This window comes from Amycolatopsis sp. WQ 127309, assembly GCF_023023025.1.
In the GTDB taxonomy this organism is placed as follows: Bacteria; Actinomycetota; Actinomycetes; order Mycobacteriales; family Pseudonocardiaceae; genus Amycolatopsis.
Map to the genome: position 1 here is coordinate 5,424,665 of NZ_CP095481.1, position 15,643 is coordinate 5,440,307.

The 15,643-nt window shown below is 73.3% G+C and carries 12 protein-coding genes; 9 read left to right on the plus strand and 3 right to left on the minus strand.

The genetic code is table 11. The features are described from left to right. Window positions 1-112 precede the first annotated feature (112 nt). From MUY22_RS25635 to MUY22_RS25645, 3 genes are all read left to right on the plus strand, one after another. Window positions 113-2,167 carry an acyl-CoA dehydrogenase gene (locus MUY22_RS25635; RefSeq protein WP_247063309.1) on the plus strand — a complete coding sequence of 685 codons (2,055 nt, stop codon included), beginning with the start codon at window positions 113-115 and terminating at the stop codon, window positions 2,165-2,167. Window positions 2,168-2,412: 245 nt separating this feature from the next. Then, a complete protein-coding gene (locus MUY22_RS25640; protein WP_247063310.1) occupies window positions 2,413-5,406 on the plus strand; it encodes an SNF2-related protein in 2,994 nt (997 codons plus the stop codon). Then, window positions 5,406-6,566 (plus strand): SWIM zinc finger family protein, encoded by a 1,161-nt coding sequence (locus MUY22_RS25645; protein ID WP_247063311.1) that lies wholly within the window; start codon window positions 5,406-5,408, stop codon window positions 6,564-6,566. Before MUY22_RS25640 ends, MUY22_RS25645 begins: the two co-directional genes overlap by 1 nt. A 133-nt stretch (window positions 6,567-6,699) precedes the next feature. On the opposite strand, the gene MUY22_RS25650 is transcribed toward MUY22_RS25645, so the two are convergent. Then, on the minus strand, window positions 6,700-7,932 hold the full coding sequence (locus MUY22_RS25650) for an alpha/beta hydrolase (RefSeq protein ID WP_247063313.1): 1,233 nt from the start codon (window positions 7,930-7,932) through the stop codon (window positions 6,700-6,702). Between the two features lie 64 nt (window positions 7,933-7,996). Between MUY22_RS25650 and MUY22_RS25655 the strand changes: the two genes are divergently transcribed. Then, the gene (locus tag MUY22_RS25655) at window positions 7,997-9,385 is read left to right on the plus strand and encodes a wax ester/triacylglycerol synthase family O-acyltransferase (protein ID WP_247063314.1); all 1,389 of its coding nucleotides are present in this window, start codon (window positions 7,997-7,999) and stop codon (window positions 9,383-9,385) included. Here MUY22_RS25655 and MUY22_RS25660 read toward each other — a convergent pair. Both MUY22_RS25660 and MUY22_RS25665 read right to left on the minus strand, forming a co-directional pair. Beyond that, a complete protein-coding gene (locus tag MUY22_RS25660) occupies window positions 9,366-9,866 on the minus strand; it encodes a nitroreductase family deazaflavin-dependent oxidoreductase (RefSeq protein WP_247063316.1) in 501 nt (166 codons plus the stop codon). The two genes, MUY22_RS25655 and MUY22_RS25660, sit on opposite strands and share 20 nt — an antisense overlap. A gap of 9 nt (window positions 9,867-9,875) precedes the next feature. Continuing rightward, window positions 9,876-10,760, minus strand: a complete 885-nt coding sequence (locus MUY22_RS25665) for an alpha/beta fold hydrolase (protein ID WP_247063318.1) — start codon at window positions 10,758-10,760, stop codon at window positions 9,876-9,878. 86 nt (window positions 10,761-10,846) lie between these two features. Here MUY22_RS25665 and MUY22_RS25670 point away from each other — a divergent pair, with 86 nt between their 5' ends. The 5 genes from MUY22_RS25670 to MUY22_RS25690 are packed head-to-tail and all read left to right on the plus strand — an operon-like array spanning window position 10,847 to window position 15,516. Further along, the gene (locus MUY22_RS25670; RefSeq protein WP_247063320.1) at window positions 10,847-11,893 is read left to right on the plus strand and encodes an acyl-CoA dehydrogenase family protein; all 1,047 of its coding nucleotides are present in this window, start codon (window positions 10,847-10,849) and stop codon (window positions 11,891-11,893) included. Between the two features lie 5 nt (window positions 11,894-11,898). Then, a complete protein-coding gene (locus MUY22_RS25675; RefSeq protein WP_247063322.1) occupies window positions 11,899-13,053 on the plus strand; it encodes an acyl-CoA dehydrogenase family protein in 1,155 nt (384 codons plus the stop codon). Then, window positions 13,050-13,967 carry a bifunctional MaoC family dehydratase N-terminal/OB-fold nucleic acid binding domain-containing protein gene (locus MUY22_RS25680; protein WP_247063326.1) on the plus strand — a complete coding sequence of 306 codons (918 nt, stop codon included), beginning with the start codon at window positions 13,050-13,052 and terminating at the stop codon, window positions 13,965-13,967. The genes MUY22_RS25675 and MUY22_RS25680 overlap by 4 nt, the downstream gene beginning before the upstream one ends. Then, a complete protein-coding gene (locus tag MUY22_RS25685; RefSeq protein WP_247063328.1) occupies window positions 13,964-14,350 on the plus strand; it encodes a MaoC family dehydratase in 387 nt (128 codons plus the stop codon). The genes MUY22_RS25680 and MUY22_RS25685 overlap by 4 nt, the downstream gene beginning before the upstream one ends. Further along, complete coding sequence (locus MUY22_RS25690) at window positions 14,347-15,516, plus strand: lipid-transfer protein (RefSeq protein ID WP_247063330.1); 1,170 nt, start codon at window positions 14,347-14,349, stop codon at window positions 15,514-15,516. Before MUY22_RS25685 ends, MUY22_RS25690 begins: the two co-directional genes overlap by 4 nt. Window positions 15,517-15,643: the final 127 nt, after the last annotated feature.

Below are 15,643 nucleotides of genomic sequence, written 5' to 3' on the forward strand. Positions count from 1 at the left end.
CACGACGTAGAGTACCTGTCCTGGCGAAACGTTCAACCAATGACCCACTGGCCGAAAAACTGTAACACGTTCTACACTCGCGAGTAGTGTCCCGTAACCGCGAGGAGACCCGATGCCGGTCGCGCTCACCGACGAACAGGCCGCGTTGGCCGCGGCGATCCACGCCTGGTCCGCCGACTGCCGGCCGCGCGACGCGGTCCGGGCAGCGGAAACCGGGCCCCCGGCGGGGATTCCCGCCGGGTTCGCCGACCTCGGCCTGTTCGGCGTCGCGCTGCCGGCCGCCGCGGGCGGGGCCGACGGCAGCGTCGCCGATCTCGCCGCCGGGCTGGCCGCGGCGGCCGAGGAACTGGTGCCGGGACCCGTCCTGAGCACCGCCCTGGGTGGGCTCCTGCTCGCTTCGGTGGCCGAGGCCAAGGAGCTGCTGACGGCGGTGGCCGAAGGAACGGCCACGATCGCGGTGCTGCTGGACGAGCCCGCTGACGACGTCCTCGTGCCCGGCGCGCACCCGGACGCCTGGCTGCTGGTGCCCTCCGGTGACGGCCACGTGCTGCTCGCGCCCGGCACCCCCGGCGTCACGATCGAGCCCGTGGCGCCGTTCGACTTCTCGCGGCCGCTGGGGCGCGTCCGGGTCGCCGACGTCTCCGGTGACGTCCTGACGCTGCCGCCGGTGGCCGAGCTGGCCGCAATCCTGGCCGCCGCCGAGGCCGCCGGGGTGGCGCGGCGGACGCTGACCATCGCCGTCGAGTACGCCAAGGTCCGCGAGCAGTTCGGTCAGCCGATCGGGGGATTCCAGGCGATCAAGCACCTGTGCGCCGAGATGCTCTGCCGCGCCGAAGCGGCCGAAGCGCTGGCCTGGGACGCGGCCGGCGGGCAGCACCCGCTCTCGGTGGCGAGCGCGGCCGTCGTCGCCCTCGACGCGGCCGTCGCCAACGCCGAGGACTGCGTCCAGGTGCTCGGCGGGATCGGCTTCACCTGGGAGCACGACGCCCACCTCTACCTGCGCCGGGCCGTCGCGCTGCGGCAGTGGCTCGGCGGCTCCGGGCCGTGGCGGCGGCGGGCGGCGGCCCTCGCGCTCGCCGGGACCGAACGCACCCTCGGCGTCGACGTCGGTGACGATCCTTCGCTGCGTGAGGAGGTCGCGCGGATCGCCGCGCTGCCCGAAGGCGAGCAGCGGGTCGCGCTGGCCGACGCGGGATTGCTGACGCCGCACTGGCCGGTGCCGTTCGGGCGTGGCGCCGATGCCGCTGCCCAGCTGCGGATCGACGGTGCGCTGGCCGCCGCCGGCGTTCGCCGTCCGGACCTGGTCATCGGCGCGTGGGCGGTGCCGACGATCCTCGAGCACGGCAGTGACGAGCAGCGCGAGCGGTTCGCCCGGCCCACCCTGCGGGGCGAGCTGACGTGGTGCCAGCTGTTCAGCGAGCCCGGCGCCGGCTCCGACCTGGCCTCGCTGCGGACGGCGGCCCGGCGCGTCGACGGCGGCTGGCGGCTGAGCGGGCAGAAGGTGTGGACGTCGCTGGCCCGGGAAGCCGGCTGGGGGATCTGCCTGGCCCGCACCGACCCGGCCGCGCCCAAGCACAAGGGCATCACGTATTTCCTGGTCGACATGCGCGCCGAAGGCATCACCACCCGGCCGCTGCGCGAGATCACCGGCGAGGCCGTGTTCAACGAGGTGTTCCTCGACGACGTCTTCGTGCCCGACGCCGACGTCGTCGGCGAGCCGAACGGCGGCTGGCGGCTGGCGCGCACGACCCTCGCGAACGAGCGCGTGGCCATCGGCGGCGGCTCGGCGGTCGGCGAGAGCGTGCAGCAGCTGGTGTCCACAGTGGACGTCTCGGCGCTGGACGACGTCGCCCGCGACCGCCTCGGCGAGCTGGTGGCCCAGGGCGTCGCGGGTTCGGTCCTGGACCTCCGAGCGGCCTTGCGCCGGCTGGGCGGCCAGGACCCGGGCGCGGAGTCGAGCGTCCGCAAGCTGCTCGGGGTGCAGCACCGCCAGGACGTCGCGGAGTTCGCCCTGACCCTGGCCGGCACGGCCGCCCTGGCCGCGACCGGCCCCGCGGCGGCCGCGCACCACGAGTTCCTGATGACCCGCTGCCTCTCGATAGCCGGCGGCACCACCCAAGTCCTCCGGTCCCTGACCGCAGAACGCCTGCTGGGCCTACCCCGCTAGCCGAGTCCCGTCCCCAATCACGCGAGTCCCGTCCCCAATCACGCGAGACCCGGCCCCAATCACGCGAGTCGCCCCTCCAATCACGTGAGTTGACCCTCCAATCACGCGAACCGACTCTCCGGGTACGCGGGCCGACCGTCTGGGTACGACAGGTCGTCGTGTGAGTTGCATGGCGAGACGGTGCGAACGGCCCGTTCGTGCCGCCGGACCCGAAACTGTCGGACCGGTGATCTAGCGTTGCGGGCGTGGAGTTCAGCGCACAGACCCAGGCCACCTACCTTCCCTCGGATCCGCCGAGGGAAGGCGTGCTGGCGCTGTGGGGCGGCGACGTGGCCGGCGGGACCACGATCGAGCTCGTGCTGCCCCGGGGCGGGAAGTTCGCGAGGACGAAGGTGGACGCCGAGCTCGTCCCGCTCGAACGCGCGCTGCCGCGGCTGCTGACCGTGGGGGAGGAAGCGAGCCCGGCCGTGGCGGCCTGGTCGGCGGCCGTCAACGCCGGGGTGAACCTCGTCGCGCGGGGGCGGCTGCGTCCGGCCGTCACGCCGAGCGGGGTCGGCTCGTGGCGGATCGGGCCGCTGGACGCCGCGGACGAGGAGCTGCTGCGCGGGCTCGCCGGGGCGTTGCCGCCGGAGGCGTACGCGCTGCCGTTGACCGGGCTGAAACGCATCCGGCTGCACTCACCGGACTCCCTGGTGCGCGCGTTGTGGGACGCGACGGCCGACCTGCTGGTGCGCAGCCCGGCGGCGCCGGTCGGGGCGGGCGACCCGGCGTTCGCAGCGCGGGAACCGGCGCTGCTCGGCCCGGACGGCGCGGCCTGGCTGGCCGAGCTGGCGGAGCGCGAGCCGCGGGGCGCCCAGCTGATCCTGCGGGTCGAGGCGCGCGGCGAAGATACGTTCGCCGGGGTGCTCGCGGTGCGCAGCACGGCCGAGGCGAGCCTCGTGGTGGAGGCGGCGACGCTCTGGGACGCGCCGGAGGCGGTGCTGAGCCGCCTCGGCGACCAGGTGGAGACGCAGGTGCTGCTCGGCCTGCGGCGTGGCGCGCGGGCGTGGCCGCCGTTGGGCCGGGTGCTGGCCGAGTCCGCGCCCGCCGAGCTGCCGCTGTCGGACGACGAGGTCGTCGACCTGCTCACCGACGGCAGCCGTGACCTGGGCGGCGCCGGGATCGAGGTGCTCTGGTCGAAGGGCATGTTCGCGGGCGAGGTCAAGGCGAAGGCGAGCGCGACGCAGGCGCCGGCGAGCGTCACCGGCCCGGACTTCGCGCTGCGCAGCATGCTGGAGTTCCGCTGGCAGCTCAGCCTGGGTGGCGAGCAGCTGACCGAGGCCGAGGTCACGGCGCTGGCCGAGGCGAAGCGGCCGCTGGTCCGGCTGCGGGGCCAGTGGGTCCGCGTCGACCCGCAGCTGCTGGCCAAGGTCCGCGGCCGCAGCCGCAAGCTCGGCGCGGGCGAGGCGCTGGCGGCGGCGCTCACGGGCGAGCTGGAACTGGACGGCGAACAGGTCGAGTTCGCGGCCCCTTCCGTCCTGGGCGGCTTGGTGGAGCGCCTGCGCGACCGGCCGGGCGACCTAGCGGCCCCGCCACCGGGCCTGCAGGCGACGCTGCGCCCGTACCAGCAGGCGGGGCTGGCCTGGCTGGCGACGATGACCGGCCTGGGCCTGGGCGCGTGCCTGGCCGACGACATGGGCCTGGGCAAGACGATCCAGCTGATCGCCCTGCACCTGCACCGCCGCGCGCTCACGGACTCGACGGCGCCCGCGGGCTCGGCGGCACCTGCTGACTCGACGGCGCTCACGGACTCGGTGGCGCCCGCTGGCCCGACGGCACCCGCTGACTCGACGGTGCTCACGGACTTGATGGCACCCACGGACCCGACAGCACCCGCTGACTCGACGGCGCTCATTGACTCGGCGGCGCCCGCAGACTCGACGACGCCCGCTGGCGACGTTTCCCCGGAGACCGCCGCCGGTGTCCCGCCGGGCGACCAGCCGAAGCCCGGCGGGCCGACCCTCGTGCTCTGCCCGACCTCCCTGCTCGGCAACTGGGAACGCGAGTTCGCGCGCTTCGCGCCCCACATCCCCGTCCGCCGGTTCCACGGTGGTAGCCGGCACCTCGACGACCTCGCGCCCGACGAAGTCGTCCTCGCCACCTACGGTGTGCTGCGCCGCGACCGCGCGACACTGTCCGAAGTGGACTGGGGGCTGGTCGCCGCGGACGAGGCGCAGCACGTGAAGAACCCGCTGTCGGCCACGGCCAAGGAGCTGCGCAAGGTCCCGGCGCGGGCGCGGGTGGCGCTCACCGGCACCCCGGTGGAGAACCGGCTCACCGAACTGTGGTCCATTGTGGACTGGACGACGCCCGGGCTGCTCGGCCCGCTCGACCGCTTCCGCCGCACCGTGGCGCGGCCGATCGAGCGTGACCGGGACAAGGCCGTGACCGAGCGGCTCGCCGCGACCGTGCGGCCGTTCCTGCTGCGCCGCCGCAAGAGCGACCCCGACATCGCCCCGGAGCTGCCGCCCAAGACCGAGACCGACCGGTTCGTCCCGCTGACCGCCGAGCAGACCACGCTGTACGAGGCCGTGGTGCGGGAGAACCTGGCCGAGATCAAGGCGACGCAGGGCATCCAGCGGCGCGGGCAGGTGCTGCAGCTGCTCACCGAGCTCAAGCAGATCTGCAACCACCCGGCGCAGTTCCTCAAGGAACCGCACGGCGCGCTCACCGGCCGCTCGGGCAAGCTCGCCGCGTTCGAGGAACTGCTGGACGTCATCCTCGACGAGGGCGAGAGCGTGCTCGTGTTCAGCCAATACGTCCAGCTGTGCAAGCTGCTCCGGCGCCGGCTGGAGGAACGCGGGCTGCCCACCGAGCTGCTCTCCGGCGAGAGCTCGCCGGGGCAGCGACAGGACATGGTCGACCGGTTCCAGGCCGGGGAGATCCCCGTGTTCCTGCTCTCGCTCAAGGCCGGCGGCGTCGGGCTCAACCTGACCAAGGCCACCCACGTGATCCACTACGACCGCTGGTGGAACCCGGCGGTCGAGGACCAGGCCACCGACCGCGCGTACCGGATCGGCCAGGACCGGCCGGTGCAGGTGCACCGGCTGATCGCCGAAGGCACCCTGGAGGAGCGGATCGCCGTCGTGCTCGAGAAGAAGCGCGGGCTCGCCGAGTCGATCGTCGGCGCGGGGGAAGACTGGATCACCGAACTGTCCGACGACGAGCTGGCCGACCTGGTGCGGCTCGGGAGCGGGTGATGCCGCCGCGGCGCAACTTCGGCACGACGTGGTGGGGCCGGGCCTGGGTCGACGCGCTGGAGCAGCGCGCGAAGCTCGACCCGAACCGGCTGCCGCGCGGGCGGACCTACGCGCGGAAGGACACGGTCAGCGAGCTGAGCGTCGGCGCCGGGGCGGTGAGCGCCCGGGTGCGCGGCAGCCGGCCGCAGCCCTACCGGGTGACGATCACCATGCGCACCTTCACCGACGGCGAGTGGGACACCCTGCTGGGTGTGGTCGGCACCCAGCTCGGGCACGCGGCGGCGCTGCTCGACGGCGAACTGCCGGGCGCGCTCGCCGAGCAGGCCCGCGAGGCGGGCGCCGACCTGCTGCCGGGGCCGGGTGACCTGCGGCCGCGGTGCTCGTGCCCGGACTCGGCGAACCCGTGCAAGCACGTCGCCGCGGTGTACTACCTGGTCGCCGACGAGGTGGACCGCGACCCGTTCGTGCTGTTCCTGCTGCGTGGCCGGCCGCGGGCGGACGTCCTGGCCGAGCTGCGGGCCCGCCGGGCGCCGGCGCGCGGCGAACGGCCCAAGCTGCCCAAGCCCGAGGACCACGGGCTCTCGCCGAAGGCCGCCTACGCCCGGCGGCCGGGCGCGATCCCGGCGCTGCCGCCCCCGCCGCGCACCGCGGGACGACCGGCCGTGCTGGACCTGGACCCGCCGGCCGGCACCGGCTGGACGGCGGCGGCCCTGTCCGCGCTGGCCGCGGACGCGGCCTCCCTGGCGCGGGACATGCTGATCGGCGGCGCGACGGCCGCGGAGCTGACGTTCGAAGAGGACCTCACCCGCCGCGCGGCCGGCCGGTCCGCCCCCGAAGTCGCCGCGCTGGCCGAGGCGGCCGAGGTCCCGCCACACGACCTGGCCCGCTGGGCGGCGGCCTGGCGCGAAGCCGGCCGCGGCGGCCTGACCGCGCTGCGCGAGACCTGGCAGCCCGGCCCCGGCCCGCTCGCCGAAGCCCAGGCGATCCTGGCCGACGCGGGCTTCCCGGGCACCCCGCGGATCTGGCGCAACCGGCTCACCCAGGGCGACCGGCAGCTCCGCTACGGCCGTGACGCCCGCTGGTACCGGTTCGTGCGGTCGGGCGCGGAGTGGCGCCTCGACGGCCCGCCCTCGGCGAGCCCGGTGGACTTGGCCTACTGAGCGGCACCCGCACGGCCGGCGGCTCATGCGCCCCAATGTGGCGTTGGGTGCGTTGGGCGCACCGAACGTCACATTGGGTGCGTTGGACGCACCCAACGCCACATTGGGGCGTTCGGGATCAGCGGAGACGCGGCTACTGAGCGGCCTTCCACCGCAGGTACGTGTGGTCCAGGAACCGGGCGACCCCGCGGACCACGTGCGCGCTGCGAACTGACGTGAACACGTCGAACGCGTGCTGCGCGCCCGCCAGCTCCGCGTACGCCACCGGGTTCGGCGACTTCTCCCGCAGCCGCCGGACGAACTCGCGTGCTTCCCGGACCGGCACGAGCGAATCGTCGCGGCCGTGGATCACGAAGAACGGCGGTGCCTCCGAGGAAACCCGGTCGAACGGGGACGCCGCGATGTAGTCGTCCAGGTGCTTCACCGGGTCCCGGTCGGCCGCGAACACCCGCCGCGCCAGCAGGCCCTCCAAGCGGTACTTGCTCGCGGGGGAGCCGGACGTCGCCGCGAAGTCGTAGACGCCGTAGTGCGGCGCGCACGCCTGGACGCTCGTGTCGACGTCCTCGAAGCCCGGCTGCAACGCCGCGTCGTTCTGCGTCAACGCCAGCAGCGACGACAGGTGCCCGCCCGCCGAACCGCCGGTCACCGCGACGAAATCCGGGTCGCCGCCGTAGGAAGCGATCTCCGAGCGGATCCACGCCAGCGACCGCTTCGCCGCGACGATGTGCGCCGGCCAGCGGTGCGCGGGGGAGAGCGGGTAGTTGATCGCGACGCACACCCAGCCGCGGCGCGCCAGGTAGCGCATCAGCGGCCGGCCCTGCTCCTCCTTGTTGCCGATCACCCACGCGCCGCCGTGGACCTGCAGCAGCACGGGCGCGCCGGTCACCGGTTCCAAGGGGCGGTAGACGTCGAGCAGGAACCGCTTACCGCCCGGGGCGTAGGCGATGTTGCGATCCACCCGAACGTCCGGGGCGCCCATCCGGAACGGCAGCGCCAGCTCGCCCCACGGCAGGCCCAGGTCGGAGCGGCCCAGCTCGTCCGCGTAGTCGTCGCCTAGGGCTTCCCGAAGCGCGCGCTCGATCTCGTCGCGGGCGCCGTGGCCGGTGCGGATCGACGCGCCGAGCCCGACGGCCGTGGCCGCGGCGAGCGCGAGCCCGACGCGAGTGGACCGGTCACGAGCACCGTGCCGCGCCAGGTGGACCGCCGTGTCGGCGGCCGTCAACGCCAGGAACTGGGGCGCCAGCTCGCTCGTCAGCCAGCCGGCGAAGAACGCCGGGATCGACGTCGAACGCGCTCGCAGCGGGCGGAGCGCGTTCGCGGCGAGGCCGAGCTGGACCGCGCGGCGGATCAGGAAGTTCGGCTGCACCCCAGTGATGGTACCGACGAGTAGGGTGACGCGCCGCTCACGGGAAGTGGCTTAGGCTGGCGCCATGCAGAGACTGAGCGGCCTCGACGCGAGCTTCCTGTACCTGGAGACGTCGTCGCAGGTGCTGCACGTCTGCGGGCTGCTCACCCTCGACGGCTCGACCGTCCCCGGCGGCTACACCTTCGCGAAGCTCAAGCAGCGCCTGGAAGAACGCGTCCGGGTGATCCCGGCATTCCGTCGCAAACTGCACAATCCACTCTGGAACCTCAGTCACCCCGTGTGGGTCGAGGACGAGGACTTCGACCTCGATCACCACGTCCACCGCATCGGCGTGCCCGCTCCCGGCGACCGCGTCGAGCTGGCCGAACTCTGCGCGCACATCGCCGGGCAGCAGCTCGACCGCGCCTACCCGCTGTGGCAGCTCTACGTCATCGAAGGCCTGGCCGACGGCGAGATCGCCGTGCTGCTGAAGATGCACCACGCGAGCGTCGACGGCGTGAGCGGTGCCAGCCTGATCACCTACCTCGCCGGCCTCGAACCCGACGCGCCGGCGCCCGAGGTCACCGAGCGGGCCAACTCCGGCGTCCCGGCCGCGTTCGACATCCTGCGTTCCAGCGTCTTCAACGTCGTGAAGGGACCCCTGGAGGTCGCCCGGCTGCTGCCGGATCTGCTGGAGCTCGTGCCGCGGTGGCTCGGGAAAGCGTTGCGCGGCAAGGGGATGCCGATCCCGTTCACCGCGCCGAGGACGTCGCTCAACGGCACGATCACCGGCCACCGCAGCGTGGCGTTCGCCCAGCTCGAGCTCGACGACGTCAAGGCGGTGAAGAACGCCTTCGGCGTCACGGTCAACGACGTCGTGCTCGCGCTCGTCGCCGGGGCGCTGCGGGAGTTCCTCGACGCGCGCGGCGAGCTGCCGGAGGACCCGCTGGTCGCGACCGTCCCGGTGTCGGTGCACGACCGGACCGAACGCGACCACGGCAGCAACAAGGTCTCGGCGTTCTTCGCCTCCCTGCCGACGCACCTGGCCGACCCGGCCGCGCGCGTGTTCTTCCTCGCCGAGGCCAACCGGCTGTCGAAGGATCACCACCACGACATCGACGCCGACATGCTGCAGGACTGGGCGCAGTTCTCCGCGGCGACGGCGTTCGGCATGGCCGTGCGCGCCTATTCGGCGTTGCGGCTGGCCGAAAAGCACCCGGTGGTGCACAACCTGGTCGTCTCGAACGTGCCCGGCCCGCCGATGCCGCTGTACCTGCTCGGCGCGCGGATCACCGGGCTCTACCCGCTCGGGCCGGTCTTCCACGGCGCCGGGCTGAACGTCACCGTGCTGTCCAACGCGGGCAAGGTGCACGTCGGCCTGATCGGCGCGCGCGAGCTGGTCAAGGACCTGTGGCCGCTGGCCGACGCGCTCCCGGAGGCCCTCGCGCAGCTGCTCAAGGCCGCGCCGGGCTGAGCACCACCACCGGGATCTCCCGCTCGGTCCACGCCTGGTACTTCGCGAAGTCGGCGTACAGCTCGACCAGCCGCGGCCAGAGGTCGGCGCGCTCCGCCGGCCCGGCGACCCGCGCCGTGACGGCGACGTCGCGACGGCCCTTGAGGTGGATGCGGGTTTCGGGGTGCGCGATCAGGTTGAAGTACCACTGCGGGTGCCGGGGCAGCCCGCCCTGGGAGCCGACGAGGACGACGTCGTCGCCGGAACGCAGGTACAGCAGCGGGGTGGTGAACAGCCGGCCGGACTTGCGCCCGCGGTGCTCCAGCAGCAGCGTCGGCACCGGTTTGCGGAAGCCGGCGCCGATCCGCCAGGTGCTGCCGACGCGCCCGCCGGTCAGCCGGAAGACGGCCACCTGGGCCCTCGCCCCGTACTTCATGACCTTGGCCGTCACCGGCGAGTCCAGGCCGCCGGGGGCCTCGTCGGGCAGGCTGAAGCGTCCCATGTGAACTCCTTAGCGAGCGTGCACGGACGTGACCGCCGCGAGCAGCGCGGGCACGAACTTGGCGGCGGCCAGCACGCAGGCCGCGTGCCCCGCCGGGACTTCGTAGGTCGCCGCGTCCGGGATCCGGCGCGCGAGCGAGCGCTGGTGGTCCGGGGCGATGAACCGGTCCCGGGTGGTCACGACGACCGCGGTCGGCAACCGCAGGGTGTGCAGCCACGGCGTCGAGTCGAACCGGCCGATCTCGTCGAGGGCGACGGCGATCTCCCACGGCGTGGTCGAGCGGAACTCGCGCAGCGCCCACCGGTGGTCTTCGAGCCGGGCCAGCTGCTCGCGCCGCGGCTCGCCGGGGATCGTGCCGAGCCGGATGCGTTCGCGCAGCCGCGTCAACGTCCGGCCGAAGACGTCGAGGGCGACGCGCTGGCGCAGGCCGCGGCGGAAGTTGCCCGCCGTCGAGCACAGCACCAATCCGGTAACACGTTCTGGTTCCGCGTGGGCCACGAGCTGCCCGACCATCCCGCCCATCGAGTAGCCGCCGACGGCGAACTCCCCGATGCCCAGCGCGTCGGCGACGGCGGTGACGTCGGCGGCGCAGTCGGCGAGCCGGAACTCCGGCGAACGGCTGCCCCGGCCGTGCCACCGCTGGTCGAACACGACGACGCGGTAGTGCCGCGCCAGCCGGTCGAGGGCCGGGTACCAGGTGAGCAAGCCGGTGCAGGCGACCGAGTGCAGCAGCAGGAGCGCGGGCGCGTGCCGCGGGCCGACGTCGGTGACGACCGTCCTGCCGCGGCCGGGCAGGTCGAGGGGGACGGGGTCGGGCACCCCGGCGGTCGGCGGCACGGTGACCAGCCGCCGGGTCGCGCGCCAGCCCGCGCCGCCCGGTTCGATCACCGGCATTCCGCTCCTCCAAGGGGTTGCCGTCCAGGACGTTTACGGCTAAGACTAGAACAGGTTTCAGTATTGCGCCGATCCGGAGGACAGGCGTGGACTTCACTCTTGACGATACGCAGACGGAGATCGGCGCACTCGCCGCGAAGGTGCTGAGCGCCGACGACCCGTGGCGCTCACTCGCCGACGCGGGCCTGCTCGCCCTGGCGTTGCCCCCCGACCTGGAGGGTGACGGCTTGGGCGTGGCCGAAGTCGCGCAGGTGCTCACCGAGGTCGGTCGCGCCGCCACGCCCGTGCCCGCTTGCGCCGCGCTAGCCCTGGGGGTGCTGCCGGTGGCGGCGCTCGGCACGCCCGGGCAGCGCGCGGAGCTGTTGCCCCAGGTCGCGACGGGGGAGACGCTGCTCACCGCGGCGCTGCACGAGCCGTCCGCGCCGCTCGTGAGGCAGCCGGCGACGACCACCCGGGCGGGTGACGGCCACTGGCTGCTCAGCGGCCTGAAGACCGCCGTCCCGTACGCCGGCGAGGCCGTCCGGATCCTGACGCCCGTGACGACCCCCAGCGGCACCGCCGTCTTCCTGGTCGACCCGCGCGCCGACGGCGTCACGCTGGTCCCGACGCGCACCTCCGCCGGGCCGCCGGAATACACCGTGCGGCTGGACGACGTCGTCGTCGAGGAGTCCGATCTGCTCGCCGACCGGGGCGCGATCGCGACCCTGCACCGGTTCGCGCTGGCCGGCGCGCTGTCCCTGGGTGACGGCCTGCTGGCCGGGGCGCTCGCGCTGACCGTGAAGCACGTCGGCGAGCGGGTCCAGTTCGGCCGTCCACTCGCGACGTTCCAGGCGGTGGCCGGCCAGATCGCGGACGTCTACGTCGCCGCGCGGACCGTGCACCTGGCCGTGACGTCGGCGGTGTGGCGGCTGGCTTCGGGCCTCGACGCGGATGCCGAGCTGGACGTCGCCGCCTACTGGCTCGCCGAGCAGGCCCCGGTCGCGCTCGCGACCTGCCACCACCTGCACGGCGGCGTCGGCGTCGACGAAACCTATCCGCTGCACCGGTATTCGTCGCAGGTGAAGGACCTCGGCCGGGCGCTCGGCGGCACCGCGCACCGGCTCGGCAGGCTCAGCGAACGAGTGGCGGGGTGAGCGGGATGCACGTCGAACTGACCGCGGCGCAACGGGAGCTGCGCACCGAGCTGCGCGAGTACTTCGCCGGGCTGATCAGCCCGGCGGAACGCCAGGCGATGCGCCGCGAACGGCACGGGCCGGTGTTCCGCGAGATCGTCCGGCGGATGGGCCGCGACGGCCGGCTCGGCGTCGGCTGGCCGGTGGAGTACGGCGGGCAGGGTTTCGGCGGGATCGAGCAGCACCTGTTCGTCGACGAGGCCTCGCGCGCCGACGTCCAGCTGCCGTCGGTGACGCTGCAGACGGTCGGGCCGACCCTGCAGCAGTACGGCACCGACGAGCAGAAGTCCTTCTTCCTGCCCAAGATCCTGGCCGGGGAGATCCACTTCGCCATCGGCTACACCGAACCCGAGGCCGGCACCGACCTCGCCGCGCTGCGGACGACGGCGGTGCGCGACGGCGACGAGTACGTCGTCAACGGCCAGAAGATCTTCACCACCGGCGGCCACGACGCCGACTACCTCTGGCTCGCCGTGCGGACCGCGCCGGACGCGCCGCGGCACAAGGGCATCTCGATCCTCATCATGGACACGAGCGACCCCGGCTACTCGTGGACGCCGATCATCACCTGCGACGGCGCCCACCACGTCAACGCGACGTACTACTCGGACGTCCGCGTGCCGGTGAACCGCCTGGTGGGCAAGGAGAACGAGGGCTGGCGGCTGATCACGACGCAGCTCAACCACGAGCGGGTCATGCTCGGCCCGGCCGGCCGGATCGGCGGCCTGTACGACCGGGTGCGGACCTGGGCCGCCGCGCACGCGCTGCTGGACCTGCCGGACGTCCGGGCCGTGCTGGCCGACGCCTTCGCCGTGACGCGGGTCAACGAGCTGCTGAACTGGCAGGTCGCCGCGTCCGCCGCGAGCGCGCCGGTCGTCGTCGCCGACGCGTCCGCGACCAAGGTGTTCAGCTCCGAGGTCATCCAGCGCATCGGCCGGTCGATGGAGGAGCTGATCGGGCGGCACGGCGACCTGGCCGACCCGGACACCGCGGAGCTGGCGGAATGGCTGGACCTGCAGGCGAAACGCAACATCGTGCTGACGTTCGGCGGTGGGGTGAGCGAGATCCAACGGGAGCTGATCTCCTCGATCGGCCTGGGACTGCCGAGGGTGCGACGATGAACGACCAGGACATCATCGATACCGCGGGCCGGATCGCCGCTCGCGGCGAGTGCGCGCCGAGGCTGGCGCGCGACCCCGTCAACCAGGCGATGGTCAACAACTGGACCGAGGCCATCGGCGACGACAACCCGGTGTACGTCGATGCGGAGTTCGCCGCGAAGAGTGTCCACAAGGGACTCGTGGCCCCGCCGGCGATGGCCCAGGTGTGGACGATGGGCCGCCTGAACTCGCTGCGCGGCAGCGACGACCCGCTCGGCCTGATGATGGAGCTGCTCGACGAGGCCGGGTTCACCTCCGTCGTCGCGACCAACTCCGAGCAGACCTACCACCGCTACCTGCGCCACGGTGAGCAGGTCGAAGCGCGGACGGCGCTGGAAAGCGTGGTCGGGCCGAAGAAGACCGCGCTGGGCGAAGGCTGGTTCGTCACCACGCGCGTGACCTGGTACGTCGAGGGCGAAGCCGTGGCGGAGATGATGTTCCGGGTGCTCAAGTTCCGCCCGCCCGCGCCGAAACCGCCGCCGGCGCCGGTGCTGCGGCCGGTGATCAGCAAGGACACCGAGTTCTTCTGGGACGGTCTCAAGGCGGGGGAGCTGCGGATCCAGCGCTGGGGCGAGACGCTCCGCCACCCGCCCGGCCCGATGCCGCCGGACGGTGACCTCGACGCCAAGCCGGACTACGTCGTGGCCAGTGGCCGCGGCACGGTGTTCAGCTATGTGGTGCACCACCACCCGCCGGTGCCGGGCAAGGACCTCCCGTTCGTCGTGGCCCTCGTGGAACTGGAGGAGGGCGTGCGCGTAATGGCCGAACTGCTGGACGCGGCTCCGGACGACGTCCACATCGGACTCCCCGTGGAAGCCGCTTTTGTCACCGTGGACGACGACCTGACCCTGCCCGCCTGGAAGGTGGCCCGATGACCGTCACCGAAGGAACCGAACTGCCGCCGCTGACGATCGAGGCGACCCCGACGTTCGTGGTCAGCACGGCGCTCGCCACCCGCGACTTCCAGGACGTCCACCACGACCGCGACGCCGCGGTGCGGCGCGGCTCGAAGGACATCTTCCTCAACATCCTCACCGACACCGGCCTGGTGCAGCGGTTCGTCTCGGCGTGGGCCGGGCCGGAAGCGCTGATCCGGTCGATCAAGATCCGGCTCGGCGTGCCGTGTTACGCCTACGAAACGCTGACGTTCACCGGCCGCGTGGTCTCGTGCGAAGGCCGGGACGCCGTGGTCGTGGTGTCCGGTGTGGACAGTCTCGGCGAGCACGTCGCCGGGACCGTGGAGGTGACGCTGCCGTGACGCTCTCGGGCAAGGCGGCCATCGCCGGCATCGGCGCGACGGAGTTCTCGAAGGACTCCGGACGCACCGAGCTGCGGCTGGCCGCGGAATGCGTGTCGCAGGCACTGGCCGACGCCGGGATCGCACCGTCCGAAGTGGACGGGCTCGTGTCCTTCACCATGGACGGCAACGCGGAGATCGCGCTGGCCCGCGAGCTGGGCATCCCCGAACTGAAGTTCTTCAGCCGCATCCACTACGGCGGCGGCGCGGCGGCGGCGACCGTGCAGCAGGCCGCGATGGCGGTGGCGACCGGCGTCGCCGAGGTCGTGGTCGCCTACCGCGCGTTCAACGAACGCTCGGGCATGCGCTTCGGCCAGGTGTCCTCGGCCGCGGCCGGCCAGGTCAACTCGTCCGGTGTGGACAACGCCTTCCACTACCCGATGGGCATCGCGACCCCGGCGGCCACGGTCGCCATGGTCGCCCAGCGGTACCTGCACGACTACGGCGCGACGAGCGAGGACTTCGGCCGGATCGCGGTGCTCGACCGCAAGCACGCGGCGACCAACCCGAACGCCTGGTTCCACGGCCGGCCGATCACCCTGGCCGAGCACCAGGGGTCGCGCTGGGTGGCCGAGCCGCTGCACCTGCTCGACTGCTGCCAGGAGAGCGACGGCGGGGTCGCGCTGGTCGTCACCAGCGTCGAACGCGCTCGCGACCTGGCCCGGCCGCCGGCGGTCGTCGCCGCGGCCGCGCAGGGGAGCGGGCCGGACCAGTACGTGATGACCAGCTACTACCGCGACGACCTGGCCGCGCTGCCGGAGATGGGCGTCGTGGGCCGGCAGCTGTGGGCCCAGTCCGGATTGGCACCGTCCGATGTGGACGTCGCCGTGCTGTACGACCACTTCACGCCGTACGTCCTGATGCAGCTGGAGGAGCTGGGGTTCTGCGGCCGCGGCGAGGCGAAGGACTTCATCGCCGACGGCGCGCTGGAGCTCGACGGCGCGCTGCCGCTGAACCCGCACGGCGGCCAGCTCGGCGAGGCCTACATCCACGGCATGAACGGCATCGCGGAGGGCGTCCGGCAGATCCGCGGGGACGCCGTCAACCAGGTGCCGGGCGCGTCCCGGGTGCTGGTCACGGCGGGCACCGGCGTGCCGACGAGCGGGCTCGTCCTCACGAGTGACTGACGGTCCCCCTGGTGGGTCAACGGGTGTCACCTCTTTGACGGCTGGTGCCGGTTCGCTCCGGATGTCACGGTGGAGGGACTGTCCGCGACGCAGAGTGAGGCCGTCATGCGCGAACCCGCCGAGCCGC